Genomic DNA, 17,732 nt, shown 5'->3' on the forward strand with positions numbered 1-17,732 from the left:
GACAACCCTACGACGCCGCCCCCAAGCGGTGGGTCACCTCGGTGCGGTGCGGTCCGGAAACGGGTCGTTGGCAAAGTCGATCTGCGCCGCGGGATTGCTCACCGCGGTGACCAGACCGGTCCCGAACGCACCGGCACGGTCGAAGAGCGTGGACGAGCCGACGGCGATCCCGTCGGCTGTCCAGTGCGCGTCGGCCTGCACGCCGACCCATTCATCCAGCGGCAACCGCGACAGCGCCACGGTGAGATCGCCGTTGATGTAGCCGACGCCGTGGGTACCGAGGTTGGTGACCAGGCTGGTGCCCTCGGCGGACATCGCGGCCCGCACGAACGGCGAGTTCCGCTGACCCTCCACCACCGTGATGGTCCGGTTCATGAAGCGCTTGCGCGAGGTGTTCTGGTGGTCGGCGATCGCCCGGCTCCACCCGTTCGCGTCGCTGCCCATGTACGTCATGGGCTCACCGTCGACCTCGGCCGGCGGCTCGAACCGCGCGTCGGACACCCACTCCTCGCCCTGCGGCGCCGACGACCGGCGGTACTGCACCAGCGTGGCGCGCGCGACCGTGACGCCGTCCTGGACGAGTTCACACTCCGAGTTCCGCACGCGCCTGCCATCGCGAATCAACGCGACCTTCGTCGTCGTCGGTACGCCGCGGGCGGCCTTGAACAGGTCGACGGTCAACCGGGCAGGCAGGAACTCGGGCACGCCGAACGCCGATTCGAGCGCATGAGCCGCCAGACCGACCAGCGCCGGGCCGTTGAGGTGGTCTTCGCCCCAGTGGCTCTGGGCGAACCGGGTCGGCTCGAACCGGTCCTGGTCGGATCGCGTGAAGTGGGCCGCGGCGTCGGTCATTCGCGCATCGTCGCACTCACGCGCCCGCCGCGGTCGGCCGGGGCCAGCTCTTGAGCGGCAGCGGTCTGTGATCGGCCGGCCGCAGCCGGTCGAGCACCAGACGCAACGGCGGCCAGGTCGACCGACCGCGCCGGGTGAACGCGAACGCCGTGAGGACGACGTGCGGGTCGGACAGCGGCAGCACCTTGACCCCGTCGCGTGCCGGACGGGTGGTCGGCAGCAGACCCACGCCGTAGCCCGAGAAGATCAGATCTTCCACGAGGTCGAGGCTGTCGATCTGGTGGGCGATCTGCGGGGTGAACCCGGCCAGCGACGCCAACGTGCGGACGGCATCCTCGTCAGCGGTGTTGCGGGAGTTGACGATCCACGACCGTTCGGAATAGCTGAGCAGATCGGCGACGGTGTTGGGATCGTCGGCGGGCACCCCGAGACCCCATGGGGTCGACCACAGTGCGACCGACTCGAGCACGGCGTCCGGAGATGCGGGGGCCAGATCGTATTCGTATGTCAGCGCCAGGTCGAGGTCGTCGTTGACGAGTAGCTCGAATGCCTCGATCGGTTCGTGCTCACTGATGACGACGTCGACGTTGGGGTGCGTGTCCGCGAGGTCGTGGAGGATCGGCAGCAGCGAGACCCGGATCCCGGTGGCGAACCCTCCCACCCGCAAGGTGCCCGCCGGTTCCGCGTCGGGATCGAGATCCAGCCGCGCGGCATCGACGGCCGCGAGAATCGTGACGGCGTGGTCGGCCAGGCGCTGCCCGGCCGGCGTGAGACGCACGCGGCGCCCGTCGGGTTCGATGAGTTGGGTATCGGTTTCCTTGGCCAACGCCGCCAGCTGTTGCGACACCGTCGACGTTGTCAGGGAAAAGGCATCCGCGACGGCCCGCATCGAGCCGAGGCGGGATAGGGCCAGCAACAAACGAAGGCGCCGCGTGTCCACGACCCCCATTGTTCATCGTGCCCGGCACACCGCCGTCCAGCAGCCGTCCTCATCGCACGACAAGCGAGCGGCCGGTCCCGGGCACCGGGTACGCAACGGACTGCAGTTCTCGAAGCAGGTCGCCGTGACCGCCGCGGTAGCGGTGGTGACGGCTTGACGGGTCATGAGGGCCTCGCCCGTGGCCGGTGGCGTCATCGTGGCTCCTCACTGGACCGGAACTGCGCTTCCGATGCCCAGTGTCGAGCCGCGGCCCGGCGGCCCGCACGCGTAGTCGACTACTTCAATCGGTCACTGCCCCAATGTCAGCGGCTGCGCCGCCAGATACTGTTCGACGACTTGTGGGGTCGGTGTCGCGGTGTACGGCGTGACCAGACCGGGCGTCCAGGACGGCGGTGAATCTTGTTGGGCCAGTGCCCAGGCGGCCTGCCGCGCGGCTCCCAGTGCCACGTACTCGCCGGGCGGTGGCACCTCGACCGGGCGGCCCAGGATCGCCGGGGCGATGCGGCGGACCGCTTCCGAACGGGCACCTCCGCCGACGAGGATGACGCGTTCGATGTCGACGCCGTAACCGACGATCTTGTCGATGCAGTACGCCATCGACGCCAGCAGACCCTCCACACTGGCCCGAGCCACGTTGGCGGAGTTGAAGTTTCCCACCGTCACCCCATGCAGCGCACCGCGCGCCCGCGGCAGGTTCGGGGACCTCTCCCCCTCCAGATACGGCACCAGCGTCAGCCCTTCGGCGCCCGGTGGCGCCGACAGCGCCAGGCGGTCGAACTCGTCGAAGTCCACGCGCAGCATCGCGGCCGACGCGGCGAGCACCGGGGCGCCGTTGAGCGTGCAGACCAACGGCAGCTGTCTGCCGGTCGCGTCGGCGAACCCGGCGACGATGCCCTCCGCATCGTGTGGGGCTGCGCTGCCCACCGCACTGACGACGCCCGAGGTCCCCAGCGAGACGATGCAGTCACCCGGTCCGGCACCGAGACCCAACGCCGCCGCGGCGTTGTCGCCGGCACCCGCACCGATGACGGCCCCGTTGGGCAGCCGCCCGGCGGCATCACGCGGGCCGACGACCGCGGGCACGGCAGGCCTCCTGCCGCGCATGGCGAGTTCCAGCAGGTCGGGGCGGTATGTGTCGGTCTCGGCCGAGAAGTAGCCCGTGCCGCTCGCATCGCTGCGGTCGGTACGCAGATCGGCGAGGTCGGTCGAGCCGGACAGCCGCCAACTCAGCCAGTCGTGTGGCAGGCATACCGCGGCCGTCGCATCCGCATGCTCGGGTTCGTTGTCGGCGAGCCAGCGCAACTTGGTCGCGGTGATCGAGGCCACCGGCACCACGCCGACGGCTTTCGCCCACTCGGCCGCCCCGCCGAGCTCCTCGACGAGATCGGCGGCGCTGGACGCCGAGCGGGTGTCGTTCCACAACAGGGCATCTCGCACGACCTGACCGTTTCGGTCCAGGCACACCATGCCGTGCTGCTGCGCGCCGACCGAGATCGCGGCGACGTCGTCGAGGCCGCCTGCCGCACTCACCGCGGTCTGTAGTGCGTCCCACCACCGGTGCGGATCGATCTCGGTTCCGCCGGGGTGCGGCGCGGAGGCTGAGCGCACGACCGCGCCGCTCTCGGCGTCGCAGACGACGATCTTGCAGGACTGGGTCGAGGAATCGATGCCGGCAACTAGAGACACGCCTGAGAAGCTACCCCCATCGGACGGGTCGTGGCCTGCGTGTTGATCCCGGTGTCGGTGCGGGTGATGAATTCACTCGGTGAGCAGGGCGGCTATGACGTGGCCGCTCAGGTTTGCACGGGCGCATTCGGGGAATCCCTACCCGCATGTTGATCCGAAGAATCGCTCGACCCATGTTGTCGGCCACGTTCATCGCGCGTGGAGTGGATGCCCTGCGCAGTCCGAAGCCCGCCGCGGACGCCGCCCGGCCGACGCTGGGCGCGCTGAGCATGCTGCCCGCTCCCGTTGGGCCGAATGTGCCGACCAATGCCGAAACCGTGGCCCGGGTCAACGGGATGGTTCAGGTCGCGGGCGGGTTGTTGCTCGCCACCGGCAGGCTCCCCCGCCTGACCGCTGCCGCGCTGGCTCTCAGCGTGGTTCCCGGCAGCCTTGGCGCACACAGTTTTTGGAAAGAGACCGATCCGCAGCGGGCGGCCGATGAGCGGAAAGCCTTCCTCACCGATGTCAGTTTGATCGGCGGACTGATCATCGCCGCGGCCGACACCGCGGGTAAGCCGGGACTGGCCTGGCGCGGACGTCACGCCGCGCAGAAGGTCACCGCGACGGTTGCGGCGGCACTCCCGGCCGGGGCCGCGGCGGGTGATTCGCTCGCCGACAATCCGGTCGTCGAGAAGATCGGTCACGGCCTGGCGGTCGGTGCGGAACGGGGACGTGAGCTCGCCGACGTCGCACGCGAGCGGGCGAGCGAACTCGCGCAGGTTGCCCGCGAGCACGCGCCGGAACTGGCCGAAGCGGCACGTGAACGCGGCGCCGCCCTTGCCGATGTGGCACGTGAGCGTGGCGGGGTGCTGGCCGATGCCGCCCGCGAGCGCGGCGCGGTACTGGCCGACGTCGCCCGCGAACGTGGACCCGAACTGGCGGAGACCGCTCGCGAACGCAGCGCGACGCTCGCCGACCGGGCGCGAAGCCAGCTCGATCAGCGGCGGTGACCGGTAGTTTTGAGGCATGACAACGGGTGATTTCCAGCCGCAACCGGGACCCTACGGACAACCGGGTGGCTATCCGCCGCCGTACGGGGCGCAACCCCCGTACGGCGCGCAGGCGCCGGGTGGGTTGGCGCGGCGCTTCTTCGCGCGCGTGATCGACGGCATCGTCGTCGGCATCGTGGCCTTCTTCTTGGCCTTCTTCACCGATTCGCTGTCGAGCTACTGGGTCACGGGGTTGTTCACCGGGCTCCTGATGTTCATGTACTTCGTCGGTTTCGAAGTGACCCAGGGTTGGACGCCGGGCAAGAAGGTGCTCGGGCTGGCGGTGCGGGGACCGGGTGGGGCACCGAAGCCGACCGCGGCGCAGTCGGCGATCCGCAATGCGTTCACGCTGCTGCCGATCATCCCGCTCGTGGGCGGGTTCCTCGGGGTCGTCGCCATCATCGTGATCGCGGTGACCGTGAGCGGCAGCCCCACAAAGCAGGGCAAGCACGACGACTTCGCCGGCGGCACCCAGGTCGTCAGGCGCTGACAGCCGGTATCGGCGAGGCCCCCGGTCCCGGTGGGACCGGGGGCCTCGCCGTACGTGTGGTCAGATCACCAGGCCGAGCAACAGCACGAAGATCAGGCCGGCCACCGACAAGACGGTCTCCATGATCGACCAGGTCTTGATCGTCTGGCCGACCGACATCCCGAAGTACTCCTTGACCAGCCAGAACCCGGCGTCGTTCACGTGGGAGAAGAACAGTGAGCCGGCGCCGACGGCAAGCACGACCAACGAGACCTCGCCGGTGCTCATGCCCTCGACGAGCCCGAGCATGAGCGACGATGCCGTGATCGTGGCGACCGTCGCCGAGCCCGTCGCCAGTCGGATCAGGACCGCCAGGACCCACGCCAGCAGAATCACCGAAACGTTGGCGCCCTTGGCCCACTCGGCGAGCAGGGTTCCGATTCCGGTGTCGACCAGGACCTGCTTGAAACCGCCGCCCGCCGCGACGATCAGGATGATGCCCGCCACCGGTGGAAGCGACGTCTCGACGCTCTTGACGATCTGATCCCGCGTCATCTTGGCGCCGAGGCCGAGGGTGAACATTCCGACGACGACGGCGATCAGCAGCGCCATCAAGGGACGGCCGAGGATGTCGAACGCGACCCGCACCGGGTTCTCTTCGTCCTCGATGAAGATGTCGGCGAGCGCCTTGCCCATCATCAACGCGACCGGCAGCAGAACACTGAAGATGGTGATGCCGAAACTCGGCCGAACCTTCGTCTCGGTGGCTGTGCCCGGGCCGGGCCCGGCGGCTGCCGCAGTGGTGCCGCCGCCGGAAGACGACGCCTCGGTGGTGGTGAACCGGTCCGGGGCCTCAAGTACCACCCAGCGGCCGGCGAGCGTACCGAACAGCGGGCCCGCCAGAATCAGCGTCGGGATGGCCACGAGGACACCCAGTGCCAGCGTGACGCCCAGGTCGGCGTTCAGCAGGCCGATGGCCGTGAGCGGGCCGGGGTGGGGCGGCACCAGGCCGTGCATGACCGAGAGGCCGGCCAGTGCCGGGATTCCGACGGTGATGAGTGACAGCTGCGAACGGCGCGCGACGAGGTAGATCACCGGCATTAACAGGACCAGGCCGATCTCGAAGAACATCGGCAGGCCGATGATGGCGCCCACCAACGCCATTGCCCACGGCAAGGCGCGGGGTGAGGCGTGACCGACGATCGTGTCGACGATCTCGTCGGCGCCTCCGGAATCGGCGAGAAGCTTGGCGAACATCGCGCCCAGTGCGATGAGGATGCCGACACTTGCTGCCGTGCTACCGAATCCGTCGCCGAACGACTCCAGCACCGTGCCGACGTTCTCGCCTGCCACCACTCCGACGGCCAGCGCGCCGAAGATCAGGGCGAGAAACGGATGCAGTTTGGTGATCGTGATCAGTACGACGATCAACGCGATACCGGCCAGCGCGGCCAACACCAGTTGCCACCCCGCGGCGACCGGTTGTGCCAGTTCGGGATCGGCCGCCAGAGAGCTGAGGGCGGAGTTCATCGGTTCTCCTGTTCGGTTGAGCGGGTGGCGGTTTGGGTGACGTAACGGTCGATGATGGCGTCGATGTTCTGGTCGACGTCGATGGCGATACCCGCCTCATCGGGGTCGAGCGGCTCAAGGGTCTGGAACTGGGATGCCAGCAGGCTCGGGGGCATGAAGTGTCCCGGGCGGCTGGCTTGGCGGCGGCCGATGACCTCAGGAGATCCGGTGAGATGCAGGAACTGGACGTCGGGGCAGTGCCGCCGAAGTTGGTCACGGTACTTGCGTTTGAGCGCCGAGCAGCTCATGACGCCGCCGTCTTCGTGGTCCGCGAGCCACTCTCCGATCGCCTCGAGCCACGGATAACGGTCTTGGTCGTCGAGGGCATGGCCGGCCGTCATCTTGGCGACGTTGGCGGGTGGGTGGAAATCGTCTGCATCCCCGAACGGCACGCGTAGACGCTGCGCCAGGGCGGCTCCGACGGTTGATTTCCCCGAGCCGGATACGCCCATGACGACGATTGGTGATCCCATCCGCTCCACCTCATTGTTGTGCTTGTCGTCACACAGCATGGCTTAAAAGTCAGATCATTGCAAGAGAATCTCGCTTTGATCTGTTTTTATCTCATCGCTCAACCGTATGACAGGATGTATATGTGTCCTTGCCCTCTAATGTCGGCGCGTTGCACGGCAACGTGTTGACGGCGCTCGGCACCGCGATCGTGTCCGGGGAATTCCCCGCCGGACACGTGTTAACCCTCGAAGGGGTGGGCGCCCAGTACGGCGTGTCGCGCAGCGTCGCGCGTGAAGCGATCCGCGTGCTGGAGTCGATGGGCATGATCGAATCCCGCCGCCGGGTCGGGATCACCATCCGGCCGGCCACGAGCTGGAACGTCTTCGACCCCAGGCTGATTCGGTGGCGCCTGGAATCCAATGATCGCGCCGCGCAACTCGTGTCGCTGTCCGAACTGCGCCGCGGTTTCGAACCTGCGGCCGCGGCACTGGCGGCGCGCAGGGCCAATCCCGATCAATGCCGCATCATGGCTGCCGCGGTGTCCGACATGGTGGTGCACGGGCGAGCCGGGGATCTGGAAGCGTATCTGCTGGCCGACAAGGTTTTTCACCGCACGTTGCTCGAGGCCAGCGGCAATGAGATGTTCCGCGCGCTCAACGACGTCGTCGCCGAGGTGCTCACGGGCCGCACCCACCACGGCATGATGCCCGAGATCCCCAACCCGGCGGCGATCGAACTCCACGACGAAGTCGCGCGCGCCATCCGATTGCGTGACGAGGACGCGGCCGAACGCGCCATGCGCGCGATCATCGACGAGGCGGCGACCGCGGTCGCCGACAGTGATGACGGCAGTGGTTAACTGACGGCGTGGGTCGCACGCCATCGCTGGCGCGTCGTTTCTTCGACCGCCTGGAACCGGTACACGCTGTCACGTACTTCGCCCCGGAGTCCCGCTCCGCACTGGAGTCGCTGGGCTATCGCGGATTCTGGATGGGCTATTTCGCCGCACGGTCGGCGCCGTTCGGGATCGTGCCGCCCGAAGTCGTCACGGCGGTGTTCTACAACTTCACCGCGGAACGTGTGGCGAAGGCGCTGCCGGCCGCCTGGGACATCGCCTCTCCGGCAACGCTTCTGGCGGTCCGCCTCGAATCCGCGGTGGCAGCGTTGCGGCGGTCCGGTGTGACGGATGGCGACGCCACCCGGACGGCGGCCGAACTAGCGGCCAAAGCCGCGCGGTCGGCTCCTCTCGATGGCCGTCCGCTCTATGCCGCCAACCTGGCGCTGGACTGGCCCGACGATCCGATAGCCAGGCTCTGGCAGGCCGTCACCCTGCTGCGCGAGCAGCGCGGCGACGCGCATGTCGCGGTGCTTGCGGCCGAAGGCATCAGCGGCCGGGAATGCAACGTGCTGCACGCCGCGGCGGGCCGGGTGCCGCGAGACATGATCATGCGCAGCCGCGACTACGACGACGAACAGTGGCAGCACTACTCCGAGTCACTGCGTCAACGCGGTTGGCTGGACGGCGACGGTGAGCTCACCGAAAGCGGCCGCGCGGCCAAGCAGGCCGTCGAAGATCGCACCGACGCATTGGCGCTGCGCGCACTGGACACGCTGACCGACGACGAGGTCGAGAGACTGTTCGGTGCCTTGACCCCGATCACCCGTCAGGTCGTGGCCGCCGGTGATGTGCCGGTTGTCACCCCGATGGGCCTGAGCCGCCACGACCTCGACGACGACTGCGCACATCTGGCCTGAACCGCGTCAGCGTGGGGCGTACATGATCAATCCGACGCCCACGAGGCACACGAGCGCGCCCGCGACATCCCACCGGTCGGGCCGGAAGCCGTCGGCCACCATGCCCCACGCCAAGCTGCCTGCGATGAACACGCCACCGTAGGCAGCCAGGACCCGCCCGAAATGGGCGTCGGGCTGAAATGCCGCGACAAAGCCGTAGGCGCCGAGCGCGATCATGCCCGCACCGATCCACAGCCAGCCGCGGTGCTCGCGTACCCCCTGCCACACGAGCCAGGCGCCGCCGATCTCCAGCACCGCCGCCAGGACGAACAGCAGGATCGATTTGAGAACCATCACGCTGCGGTCAGGCGACGCCGAGATAGGCCGCGCGAATGCTGTCGTCCTGCAGCAGTTCCTTGGCGTTACCGGTGCGGGTGACGTTGCCGGTTTCGAGGATGTAGGCCCGGTCCGACCGGCTCAGTGCCTGTTGCGCGTTCTGCTCGACCAGCAGGACCGTGGTGCCCTGTGCATTGATGTCGGCGATGATCTTGAAGATCTGCGATATCACCATGGGCGCCAATCCCATCGACGGCTCGTCGAGGAGCAGCACTCTGGGGCGGGCCATCAGGGCCCGGCCGATCGCGAGCATCTGCTGTTCCCCGCCGGAGAGCGTGCCACCTACCTGAGTCCGCCGTTCGGCCAGCCGCGGGAACGTCTCGAGCACCCAATCGAGACGCTCGGCATGTTCCTGTTTGGAGGCGAATTTGCGTCCGTAACAGCCCATTTCGAGGTTCTCCAGCACGGTCATGCCGGGGAACACGCCGCGACCCTCCGGTGCTTGGATGAGACCGTCGGCGACGCGGCGGTGCGCCTTGACCCGGGAGATGTCACGTCCTTCGAACCACACCGAACCCGATGTCAGCGCCCGAAGGCCCGAGATGGCCCGCATCATGGTGGTCTTGCCCGCCCCGTTGGAGCCGAGCAGCGTGACGAGTTCACCTTCGTGAACCACGAGCGAAACTCCGTGCAGCGCTTGGATTCTGCCGTAGTGCACGACGACGTCGCGCACCTCGAGCAGGACCGGCCGGGCGGATCCGGATTGCGGGTCGGACATAGTGTCAGACGGTGTCATCGGGCACCCCCAGATAAGCGGCGATGACCTTCGGATCCTCGCGGATCTGAGCGGGCAAGCCGTCGGCGATCTTGCGGCCGAACTCCAGCACCACGATGCGGTCGGTCACGCCCATCACCAGACGCATGTCGTGCTCGATCAGCAGCACGGTGTAGCCGTCATCGCGGATCTTGCGGATCAGGTCGATCAACGCGGCCTTCTCGCTCGGGTTGAACCCGGCGGCAGGCTCGTCGAGGCACAGCAGCTTGGGTTCGGTGGCCAGCGCGCGGGCGATCTCGAGCCGGCGCTGGTCGCCGTACGGCAGATTCTTCGCCTTCTCCTCACCGCGGTGGGCGATGCCCACAAAATGCAGCAGGGCCGCCGCCCGTTCGATCGCCGACTTCTCCTCGCGACGGTGCCGCGGCGAGCGGATCAACGCACCGGGCACCGACGTGCGGTGGCGCGCGTCGGTGCCGACCATGACGTTCTCCAGCGCGGTCATCTCACCGAACAACCGGATGTTCTGGAAGGTGCGGGCGATACCGCGCCGGGTGATCTGGTGCCGTTTGATCCTGCCCAACGGCGCGCCGTCGAACGACACCGAGCCCGAACTGGGCCGGTAGACACCCGTGATGGCGTTGAAGCAGGTGGTCTTGCCTGCGCCGTTGGGGCCGATCAGGCCGAGGATCTCACCACGACGGATGTTGAACGTGACGGCGTCCAGCGCCACGAGCCCACCGAACTTGACGGTGAGATCGTGGGTTTCGAGCAGCACCTCGCCTTCGGCGGCGTTGATGTCGCGGTGGACGCCCGCCAGTTCTTCGATCGTCTCTTCGGCCACTTGCGGCGGTTCGGTCACGACGTCCCCTCCTTGACCGGCGTCGCCCGCAACAATCGGCGCGCCGAGTTGCCGTACGTCAGCAGCTGTTGGCGTACCGGGAACAGGCCCTGCGGCCGGAAGATCATCAACACCACCAGGGCGAGCCCGAAGAACAGGTACTTCAGGTCGCCCATGTTGATCCCGAGGAAGTGCACACCGAGCAGCCGGTTGGGCAGGTAGACGATGATGAACGCGCCGAAGATCACGCCGAGCTTGTTGCCCTGCCCGCCGAGCACGACCGCGCACAGGAACAGCATCGAGTTGATGATGTTGAACGTCGGCGGCGCGACATACTGGACCTGGCCTGCGTACAGCGCGCCGGACAGCCCGCCGATCGCGGCGCCGATCACGAACGCCCACAGCTTGAACCGGAACGTGTTGACGCCCATCACCTCTGCGGCGTCCTCGTCCTCGCGGATCGCGACCCAGGCGCGGCCCACCCGGCTGCGCTCCAGGTTGCCGACCAGAAGGAGGATGCCGACCATCAAGACCAGGCCGAGCCAGAACCACCACGTGCCGTAGTTCGCCACGCCGGTCGAGTTACCGCTGGAGAACACACCATTGGGCAGCGTCTCGCTCTCCCCCACCCGCGGGTACGCGACCTGGTTGAGGCCACGCGACCCGTTGGTGATGTCGGACAGATTGTCCGCGAGCAGCCGGATGATCTCGCCGAAGCCGAGAGTGACGATGGCCAGGTAGTCACCGCGCAGCCGCAGGGTCGGCGTGCCGAGGATCAGGCCGGCCAGCGCGGTCACGGCCATCGCCAGCGGAACGCACGACAGCCACGCCCAGTCCTTGCTGAAGAAGCCGTCGGGCCCCATCTTGTTCCACGGACTGTCCGGGCTCGTCAGCAACGCGACGGTATAGGCGCCGACGGCGTAGAAACCGACGTAGCCGAGATCAAGCAGGCCGGCCTGGCCGACGACGACATTGAGGCCGATGGCGATGATGGCGATCATCGCGAACTGCGCCATCGTGCCGCCGAAGCTGATGCCAGGGGTGTTCAGAAAGCTCGGGGTGAACAGCGGCAGCAGGCCCAGCAGCGTGAAGCCGACGACGCCGACACCCCACTTGGCCACCCGCGGCAATGTCGACCACGAGTCGCGGAGGACGTCACCGGGCGCCAACAGCGTCCTGGTGACCGGGCTGCTGGTTTCGGATGTGTGCTTGTCGCTCATACCCGCGCCTTCCCAAGGCTCTCACCGAGTATGCCCGTCGGCCGGAACAGCAGAACCAGGACGAGCAGAACGAACGCGACGACGTCGCGCCACTGGGTCCCGAACACCGCCTGCCCGTAGTTCTCCATGATTCCCAACAGCAGACCGCCCAACAGCGCGCCGCGCAAGTTGCCGATGCCGCCGAGCACCGCGGCCGAGAATGCCTTGATGCCCAACAGGAATCCACCCGAATAGATGATGCCCTGCGGCACCTTGAGGGTGTACAGCAGCGCCGCGGCCCCGGCCAGAAGCCCGCCGATCAGGAACGTCGTCATGATGATCCGCTCGCGCGAGACGCCCATCAGCGTCGCGGTGGTCGGATCCTGCGCGACCGCGCGGATGCCGCGGCCGAACTTGGTGCGGTTGATCGCGATGTCGGTGAGCACCGCGAACACCAGTGCCGCGCCGATGATCACGAGCGTCACGTTCGAGACCGTCGCGCCGAAGATGGTGAACTGCGTCTTCGGCTGAACGAGGGTGATGGGCTGTTGCGCATTGCTTCCGCCGTAGCCCTTGAGCAGTTTCGGCAACACGAAGTGCACGAATTCCTGCAGCACGAACGACATGCCGATCGCCGTGATGAGGAACGTCAACGCGCGCGCGTTGCGTTTTCGCAGCGGGCGGTAGGCGATGAATTCCAGGCCGACGGCCGCCGATCCCGACACCAGCATCGCGAACAACATGGCGATCGCCAGATACAACACGGTGAGCGCGATGCCTTTGTTGTAGGCGTTGCCGCTCGGCGTGAAGCCGAGGATCACGTCGAGGCAGAAGTAGGCGCCGAACATGCCGAGCATGAAGATCTCGGAATGCGCGAAGTTGATGAGCCGCAACACGCCGAACACCAGCGTGTATCCCACTGCCACCAGCGCGTAGATCGCACCCCAGGAGAGGCCGTCGATCGTCAACTGCCAGAAGCCGTTTCGCAAGCCCTCGAGGTTGAAGCTGATGTTGTCAGCCAGGCAGACGTACTGGTCGACGCACTGATGGATCATCCGGTGGCGGCTCCCTGATCAGCGAGGTGAAACGAAACGCGTCCGAGTCCCTGTTGCGGCCTCGGACGCGTCTCGTCTGGTGGACTACTGGACGTCGTACATCCAGATGAGGGTGGTGGTCAGCTCACCCTTGTCGGTCCATTGGTACTTACGGGCGACGCCCTGGCCGTCGTAGTTGCGGACGTAATTCAACAGCGCGTCCCGGGTGATGGCGCCGGAATCGATGCCCTTCAGCAGGATCGTGCCGAGGTCATAGCCCTCGGTGCTGTACGTGCCGGGCTCCTGGCCGAACTTCTGGGTGTACTCGTCGGCGAACGCACCGGTCGCCGGACCGCACGGGCACGACAGCAGCGCGCCCTTCGACGATTCGCCGGCCTGCTTGACGAACTCGGGATCCTTCGTGCCGTCCGCGCTGACGAACGTCGTTTCGACACCGCCGTCCTTGAGCTGCTGGACGAACGGCGCGGCCTCGGAGTAGTAGCCGCTGTAGAACACCGACTCGGGTGCCGCACCCTTGATCTGGGTGACCGCCGCCGAGAAGTCCTTGTCGCCCTTCTTGACCGAGATGTTGCATGCCGAATCGGCAACCGGCCCAAGGGTTTGGCGCACGGCTTCGGCGAGACCGAGGCCGTAGTCGGTGCTGTCGTCGACCACACACACCTTTTTGTGGCCGAGCGTGTTCTTCAGGTAATTGGCCACCGATGGACCCTGCACACCATCGTTGGCGAGGCCGCGGAAGAACGTCCGCCAGCCGTTCTCGCTCAACGTGACATTGGTGGCAGAGGCCGTCGTGGCCACCAGCCCGGCCTGGTTGAACACGTCACCGGTGGCTTTGGTCTCGCCGGAGAACGCCGGCCCCACCAGACCGATGATGAACGGTTCGTCGACGATCTGCGGGGCCACACCGGTGGCCTTCTGCGGATCCCCTTCGGTGTCAAAGGTCTTCAGCTGCACCTGGCAACCGGGGTTGGCGGCGTTGTGCTTGTCGATCGCAAGCTGCACACCGTTCTTGATGTTGATGCCGAGCGCAGCGTCCGGTCCGTTGAGCGCACCCATCATCGCGATCATCACGGGCGGGCAGGTGGCCTTGCCGTCCCCGGCGGGATCGGCGGGGGCAACACCCTCGGCAGCTTTGACCTCGGCGCCGTTCTCGTCGATCTGGACTTTCTCGACGATCCTCAAATTGGTCTGGGCTGCTTCTTCCTCAGGTGTGGATTGGCTGCAGCCGGCAATGGCAAGTGCAACCACACCCGCACTACCGAGAGCAAATGCTTTCCGTGCCACGCGACTGCGCACGCTTCACCTCCGGGTCAGTGTTGTCAGCGGCGCCGACGCCGACACCCGTGCGGGGGCCGGCGTCGATGCTTCGGGTAGAACATAGCCAACGACCGGCCGTAGTGCGGGATGTTGAGGAATTGAAGCGCGGCTGTCGCTTGGATGACCAGCAGGAACCAATTGACGGAAACGCAGTTGTTACAGCTGACGGGTATTCGGCTAGCTCGACGGAGCCCCGTCCGCAGGGTCCTCCAGCGTTTCGAGAACCACCTCCGCGACACGCTTCATTGTGGTTCGACGGTCCATCGCGGCGCGCTGAATCCACTTGAACGCCTCGGGTTCGGACATCTTGTGCTTGCTCTGCAACAGGCCCTTGGCGCGCTCGACGAGCTTGCGTGTCTCCAGCCGGTCCGACAGAGTCGCGACTTCGGTTTCCAGTGCGGCGATCTCGGCGAACCGGCTCACCGCCACCTCGATGGCCGGAACCAGATCGGTGACGTTGAACGGTTTGACCAAGTAGGCCATGGCCCCGGCGTCACGCGCCCGTTCCACGAGCTCGCGCTGGCTGAACGCGGTGAGGATCACGATCGGCGCGATGCGCTTGCTGGCGATCTCCGACGCGGCGTCGATACCGTCGCGACGCGGCATCTTGACGTCCATGATCACGAGATCCGGCCGCAGGCTCTCGGCGAGCTCGACGGCCTCCTGCCCGTCGCCGGCCTCACCGACGACCTCATAGCCCTCTTCGCGCAGCATCTCGGCGAGGTCGAGGCGGATGAGCGCTTCGTCCTCGGCAACGAGCACGCGGCGCGGTTTGTCAGAGTCTGTCGATGACCCGGTCATGGAAGACATTGTGTCGTGGTGGGCACCGATGAGCGACCGCGGGGGCATCCTCTATGGTGGTAGGCCGCGGCACCGAACGGTGCGCACGCCCTCGTATCCCAACTGGCAGAGGAAACGGATTCAAAACCCGTACAGTGTGAGTTCGAATCTCACCGAGGGCACTCATCACCGCTGCCCCAGCGGATCCAATTGCGCGGCCGACGCGTCGTCGGCCGTCGTCGACTCACTGAGCGCGCGCCACTTCTCGTCGGAGGCCAGTAGGTCGCGTCCGGCCGCGGTGGCGTACTTGTAGGCGTCCGCGCCGACCAGCAGCCGCAGCGGCGGGTCCTCAAGTCCGACGACGTCGAGCACGAGCCTTGCGACCTTGACCGGATCGCTGGCCGCGGTCACCTCTCCCGAGCCGTGCCGCGCCGCCATCGCCCCCACGGTCTCGGCGTACTCCGGCCGTATCGGGGCGATCGCCATGGACGATCCCGCCCAATCGGTGCGCATCCCACCCGGTTCGAGCACGGTCACCGTGATCCCCAACGGGCCGACTTCCTGCGCGAGCACCGACGAGAAACCGCCGACCGCCCACTTGGCCGACTGGTACGCGCCGAGTCCCGGTGTCGCGAGTCGCCCGCCCACCGAGGACACCTGGATGATCCGGCCCGAACGCTGCGCGCGCATCACCGGCAGCGCCGCCTGAGTCAGCCGCACTACACCGAACAGATTGGTCTCGATCTGGGCGCGAAAATCCGTGAGGTCGACGTCTTCGATCGCACCGAGGTTGGCATAGCCGGCGTTGTTGACCAGAACGTCGAGTCGCCCGAAGCGGTCCACCGCAGCCGCGACGGCCTCCTCGACGGCAGTGTCGTCGGTGACGTCCAGCGGCACCACCACGAGGCGGTCACCGGCAAGCTCGTCGAGTGCAGAGCTGCCGCGCGAGCCGGCGACGACGCGGTGCCCGGCAGCGAGGGCCGCGCGCACGATCTCCAGGCCGAGGCCGCGCGACGCCCCACTGACCAGGAACACGAGAGATTGGGAACCAGACATGGCCACCTTCTAACTAACTAGTTTGTTGACTACTAGGCCAGTCAACGCGCGACTCGGCCTGCTGTCAACTAAACAGTCAGTTGATAAGCTGTGAACATGGTGCGAGATGCCGAAGCCACCCGACAGCGCCTCCTCGAGGCCGCCCGTGACGAGTTCGCGACGTATGGCATCGCCGGCGCCCGCGTCGACCGCATCGCTGCCGCGGCCCAGTCCAACAAGGCCCAGATCTATCACTACTTCGGCAACAAGGACGGCCTGTTCGACGCGGTGTTCGACGACATGTGCCGCGTAACCCTCGACGAAGTGCCCATCGACGCGACAGACCTGCCGGAATACGCGGGCCGGTTGTACGACTCGTACCGGCGCAGGCCCTGGGTACAGCGCATCGCCACGTGGTATCGACTGGAGCGCGCCAGCACAGCTGACCTGCTTCCGATCGTGGTGGCGAGCAACACCGCGAAGATCGAGGCGATCAGCGCCGCGCAACGTGCGGGCACACTTCCCGATCGATTCGCACCCAGCGTGCTGCTCGGACTGGTGCTGCACCTGTCGGGCTTCTGGAGTTCGAATACGCCCGAGTTCGACGCCGCGGTCGACATCGCCTCACCCGACGCGCAACGCCGGGTGGTTGTCGATGCCGTCGCGGCCCTGGTGTCGTGACCCGCTTGCTACGGCAGGAATCGTGCGATCTGCGGTGACGGGAGCGTCTGCGCGGCGCGGGCCTGACGGAAGCCGATCGCGCCACCCGCGGCGGTGAGCAACGCCAATCCGGCGACCCCTGGCAACACTGCGAACAGCAGGTCCGAGGTGCTCGCGGTCCGCAGGTAATCCGCGTAGCCGATCCGGAACGAATCCGGAATCGCTTGCGGTGCAGACGGATTCGATGCCGGCGGCGGGGCGCTCGGCGGCTCGACCGCGGGTGCGTTCGGGCTGGGGACTGCCGGCGCGGACGGCGCGCCACCACGGGACGGTGCAGCGGGCAGGGGCGGCAGGGCAATCGGTACCGGCGGCAGGACGACGGGAGCGGGTGCAACCGGAGCCACGGGCGCCGGCGCAGCGGGTGCAGCGGGCGCGGCGGGAGGAGTGGCCCGGATGACGATGCCGCGGCTGCTCGGCGTCGTCGGCACCGGTGCCAGGTTGGGTGCCCGGCCGATGTTGCTGTTGGTCGGCACACCGCCGCCGCCACCACCGTCTCCGGAGACGGCGGCGGGCGGCGATTGGCCCGCGCCGCCGAACGTCACCGATTCCGGTGCGTTTGCCGACTCGGGCGCGCGGTCGGCCGACGCGGCGGACTGGCTAGCGCCACCAGGATCGGGGCGGGCCGCCTTCTTGGGGCCCGCGTTGCCCGGTCCCCCGGTCTTCTTCGATCCGCCGTTCTGTTGCGCGCCGACCTTGGCGCCGTGATCGGACTTCTTCTTCTTGTCCTTGTGATCGAAGATGTCCAGAATGTCGAGGTCGATGCCGAACAGATCGGCTGACGCAACTGCCGTACCGGCGACACCGGGCCCCGCCACCATGGCGCCACAGGCGATGGCACAGCCGATGGCCGTATTGCGCATCCACGTACGGTCCACGCTCAAAGTCCCCCGGGAGATCAGCGACGCCCCACGCCGCACTCACTGGAAGAACCCATTCTGACACATCC

At 67.2% G+C, this 17,732-nt stretch carries 20 protein-coding genes and 1 tRNA gene; 6 read left to right on the forward strand and 15 right to left on the reverse strand.

The genetic code is table 11. The features are described from left to right. Positions 1–33 precede the first annotated feature (33 nt). The 4 genes from ACOI2T_RS18290 to xylB all read right to left on the reverse strand — a co-directional run bounded on the left by ACOI2T_RS18290 (position 34) and on the right by xylB (position 3,478). Positions 34–852 carry an acyl-CoA thioesterase domain-containing protein gene (locus ACOI2T_RS18290; protein ID WP_409506085.1) on the reverse strand — a complete coding sequence of 273 codons (819 nt, stop codon included), beginning with the start codon at positions 850–852 and terminating at the stop codon, positions 34–36. Between the two features lie 16 nt (positions 853–868). Beyond that, positions 869–1,792: a LysR family transcriptional regulator gene (locus tag ACOI2T_RS18295; protein ID WP_409506086.1), complete on the reverse strand. Its 924-nt coding sequence runs from the start codon at positions 1,790–1,792 to the stop codon at positions 869–871. A 12-nt stretch (positions 1,793–1,804) separates the two neighbouring features. Beyond that, a complete protein-coding gene (locus ACOI2T_RS18300) occupies positions 1,805–1,987 on the reverse strand; it encodes a hypothetical protein (RefSeq protein WP_275082534.1) in 183 nt (60 codons plus the stop codon). 93 nt (positions 1,988–2,080) lie between these two features. Then, the gene (gene xylB / locus ACOI2T_RS18305) at positions 2,081–3,478 is read right to left on the reverse strand and encodes a xylulokinase (RefSeq protein ID WP_409506087.1); all 1,398 of its coding nucleotides are present in this window, start codon (positions 3,476–3,478) and stop codon (positions 2,081–2,083) included. Between the two features lie 146 nt (positions 3,479–3,624). Between xylB and ACOI2T_RS18310 the strand changes: the two genes are divergently transcribed. Further along, entirely contained in the window at positions 3,625–4,467 is an 843-nt protein-coding gene (locus ACOI2T_RS18310) for a DoxX family protein (protein ID WP_409506088.1), read from the forward strand. Positions 4,468–4,483: 16 nt separating this feature from the next. Then, positions 4,484–4,996, forward strand: a complete 513-nt coding sequence (locus tag ACOI2T_RS18315) for an RDD family protein (protein ID WP_409506089.1) — start codon at positions 4,484–4,486, stop codon at positions 4,994–4,996. A gap of 60 nt (positions 4,997–5,056) precedes the next feature. Here ACOI2T_RS18315 and ACOI2T_RS18320 read toward each other — a convergent pair whose 3' ends face one another. Both ACOI2T_RS18320 and ACOI2T_RS18325 read right to left on the reverse strand, forming a co-directional pair. After that, on the reverse strand, positions 5,057–6,505 hold the full coding sequence (locus ACOI2T_RS18320) for a GntT/GntP/DsdX family permease (protein WP_409506090.1): 1,449 nt from the start codon (positions 6,503–6,505) through the stop codon (positions 5,057–5,059). After that, positions 6,502–7,017 (reverse strand): gluconokinase, encoded by a 516-nt coding sequence (locus tag ACOI2T_RS18325; protein ID WP_409506091.1) that lies wholly within the window; start codon positions 7,015–7,017, stop codon positions 6,502–6,504. The genes ACOI2T_RS18320 and ACOI2T_RS18325 overlap by 4 nt, the downstream gene beginning before the upstream one ends. A 122-nt stretch (positions 7,018–7,139) precedes the next feature. Between ACOI2T_RS18325 and ACOI2T_RS18330 the strand changes: the two genes are divergently transcribed. Then, the gene (locus tag ACOI2T_RS18330; RefSeq protein WP_409506092.1) at positions 7,140–7,856 is read left to right on the forward strand and encodes a FadR/GntR family transcriptional regulator; all 717 of its coding nucleotides are present in this window, start codon (positions 7,140–7,142) and stop codon (positions 7,854–7,856) included. An 8-nt stretch (positions 7,857–7,864) separates the two neighbouring features. Next, positions 7,865–8,752, forward strand: coding sequence for an SCO6745 family protein (locus ACOI2T_RS18335; RefSeq protein WP_409506093.1), 888 nt, complete (start codon positions 7,865–7,867; stop codon positions 8,750–8,752). 6 nt (positions 8,753–8,758) lie between these two features. On the opposite strand, the gene ACOI2T_RS18340 is transcribed toward ACOI2T_RS18335, so the two are convergent. From ACOI2T_RS18340 to ACOI2T_RS18370, 7 genes are all read right to left on the reverse strand, one after another. Further along, the gene (locus ACOI2T_RS18340; protein ID WP_067845904.1) at positions 8,759–9,085 is read right to left on the reverse strand and encodes a YnfA family protein; all 327 of its coding nucleotides are present in this window, start codon (positions 9,083–9,085) and stop codon (positions 8,759–8,761) included. Positions 9,086–9,095: 10 nt separating this feature from the next. After that, positions 9,096–9,845, reverse strand: a complete 750-nt coding sequence (locus tag ACOI2T_RS18345; RefSeq protein ID WP_409506094.1) for an ABC transporter ATP-binding protein — start codon at positions 9,843–9,845, stop codon at positions 9,096–9,098. Between the two features lie 4 nt (positions 9,846–9,849). Continuing rightward, on the reverse strand, positions 9,850–10,701 hold the full coding sequence (locus tag ACOI2T_RS18350; RefSeq protein WP_409506095.1) for an ABC transporter ATP-binding protein: 852 nt from the start codon (positions 10,699–10,701) through the stop codon (positions 9,850–9,852). After that, the gene (locus tag ACOI2T_RS18355) at positions 10,698–11,900 is read right to left on the reverse strand and encodes a branched-chain amino acid ABC transporter permease (RefSeq protein WP_409506096.1); all 1,203 of its coding nucleotides are present in this window, start codon (positions 11,898–11,900) and stop codon (positions 10,698–10,700) included. Before ACOI2T_RS18355 ends, ACOI2T_RS18350 begins: the two co-directional genes overlap by 4 nt. Then, on the reverse strand, positions 11,897–12,934 hold the full coding sequence (locus tag ACOI2T_RS18360; RefSeq protein ID WP_085143512.1) for a branched-chain amino acid ABC transporter permease: 1,038 nt from the start codon (positions 12,932–12,934) through the stop codon (positions 11,897–11,899). The genes ACOI2T_RS18355 and ACOI2T_RS18360 overlap by 4 nt, the downstream gene beginning before the upstream one ends. Before the next feature lie 84 nt (positions 12,935–13,018). Continuing rightward, positions 13,019–14,230, reverse strand: coding sequence for a branched-chain amino acid ABC transporter substrate-binding protein (locus tag ACOI2T_RS18365; RefSeq protein ID WP_067845625.1), 1,212 nt, complete (start codon positions 14,228–14,230; stop codon positions 13,019–13,021). A 198-nt stretch (positions 14,231–14,428) separates the two neighbouring features. Continuing rightward, complete coding sequence (locus tag ACOI2T_RS18370; RefSeq protein ID WP_067845624.1) at positions 14,429–15,052, reverse strand: two-component system response regulator PdtaR; 624 nt, start codon at positions 15,050–15,052, stop codon at positions 14,429–14,431. 87 nt (positions 15,053–15,139) lie between these two features. Between ACOI2T_RS18370 and ACOI2T_RS18375 the strand changes: the two genes are divergently transcribed. Beyond that, positions 15,140–15,213 (forward strand) — tRNA-Leu (locus ACOI2T_RS18375). Positions 15,214–15,217: 4 nt separating this feature from the next. Here ACOI2T_RS18375 and ACOI2T_RS18380 read toward each other — a convergent pair. Beyond that, on the reverse strand, positions 15,218–16,087 hold the full coding sequence (locus tag ACOI2T_RS18380) for an SDR family NAD(P)-dependent oxidoreductase (protein WP_409506097.1): 870 nt from the start codon (positions 16,085–16,087) through the stop codon (positions 15,218–15,220). Positions 16,088–16,183: 96 nt separating this feature from the next. On the opposite strand from ACOI2T_RS18380, the gene ACOI2T_RS18385 reads away from it, so the two are divergent. Beyond that, positions 16,184–16,747, forward strand: coding sequence for a TetR/AcrR family transcriptional regulator (locus tag ACOI2T_RS18385; protein ID WP_409506098.1), 564 nt, complete (start codon positions 16,184–16,186; stop codon positions 16,745–16,747). Between the two features lie 8 nt (positions 16,748–16,755). On the opposite strand, the gene ACOI2T_RS18390 is transcribed toward ACOI2T_RS18385, so the two are convergent. After that, the gene (locus ACOI2T_RS18390; RefSeq protein WP_409506099.1) at positions 16,756–17,646 is read right to left on the reverse strand and encodes a hypothetical protein; all 891 of its coding nucleotides are present in this window, start codon (positions 17,644–17,646) and stop codon (positions 16,756–16,758) included. Between the last annotated feature and the right edge of the window lie 86 nt (positions 17,647–17,732).

This window comes from Mycolicibacterium wolinskyi str. Jessa 2025 (assembly GCF_049241375.1).
GTDB lineage: Bacteria > Actinomycetota > Actinomycetes > Mycobacteriales > Mycobacteriaceae > Mycobacterium > Mycobacterium wolinskyi.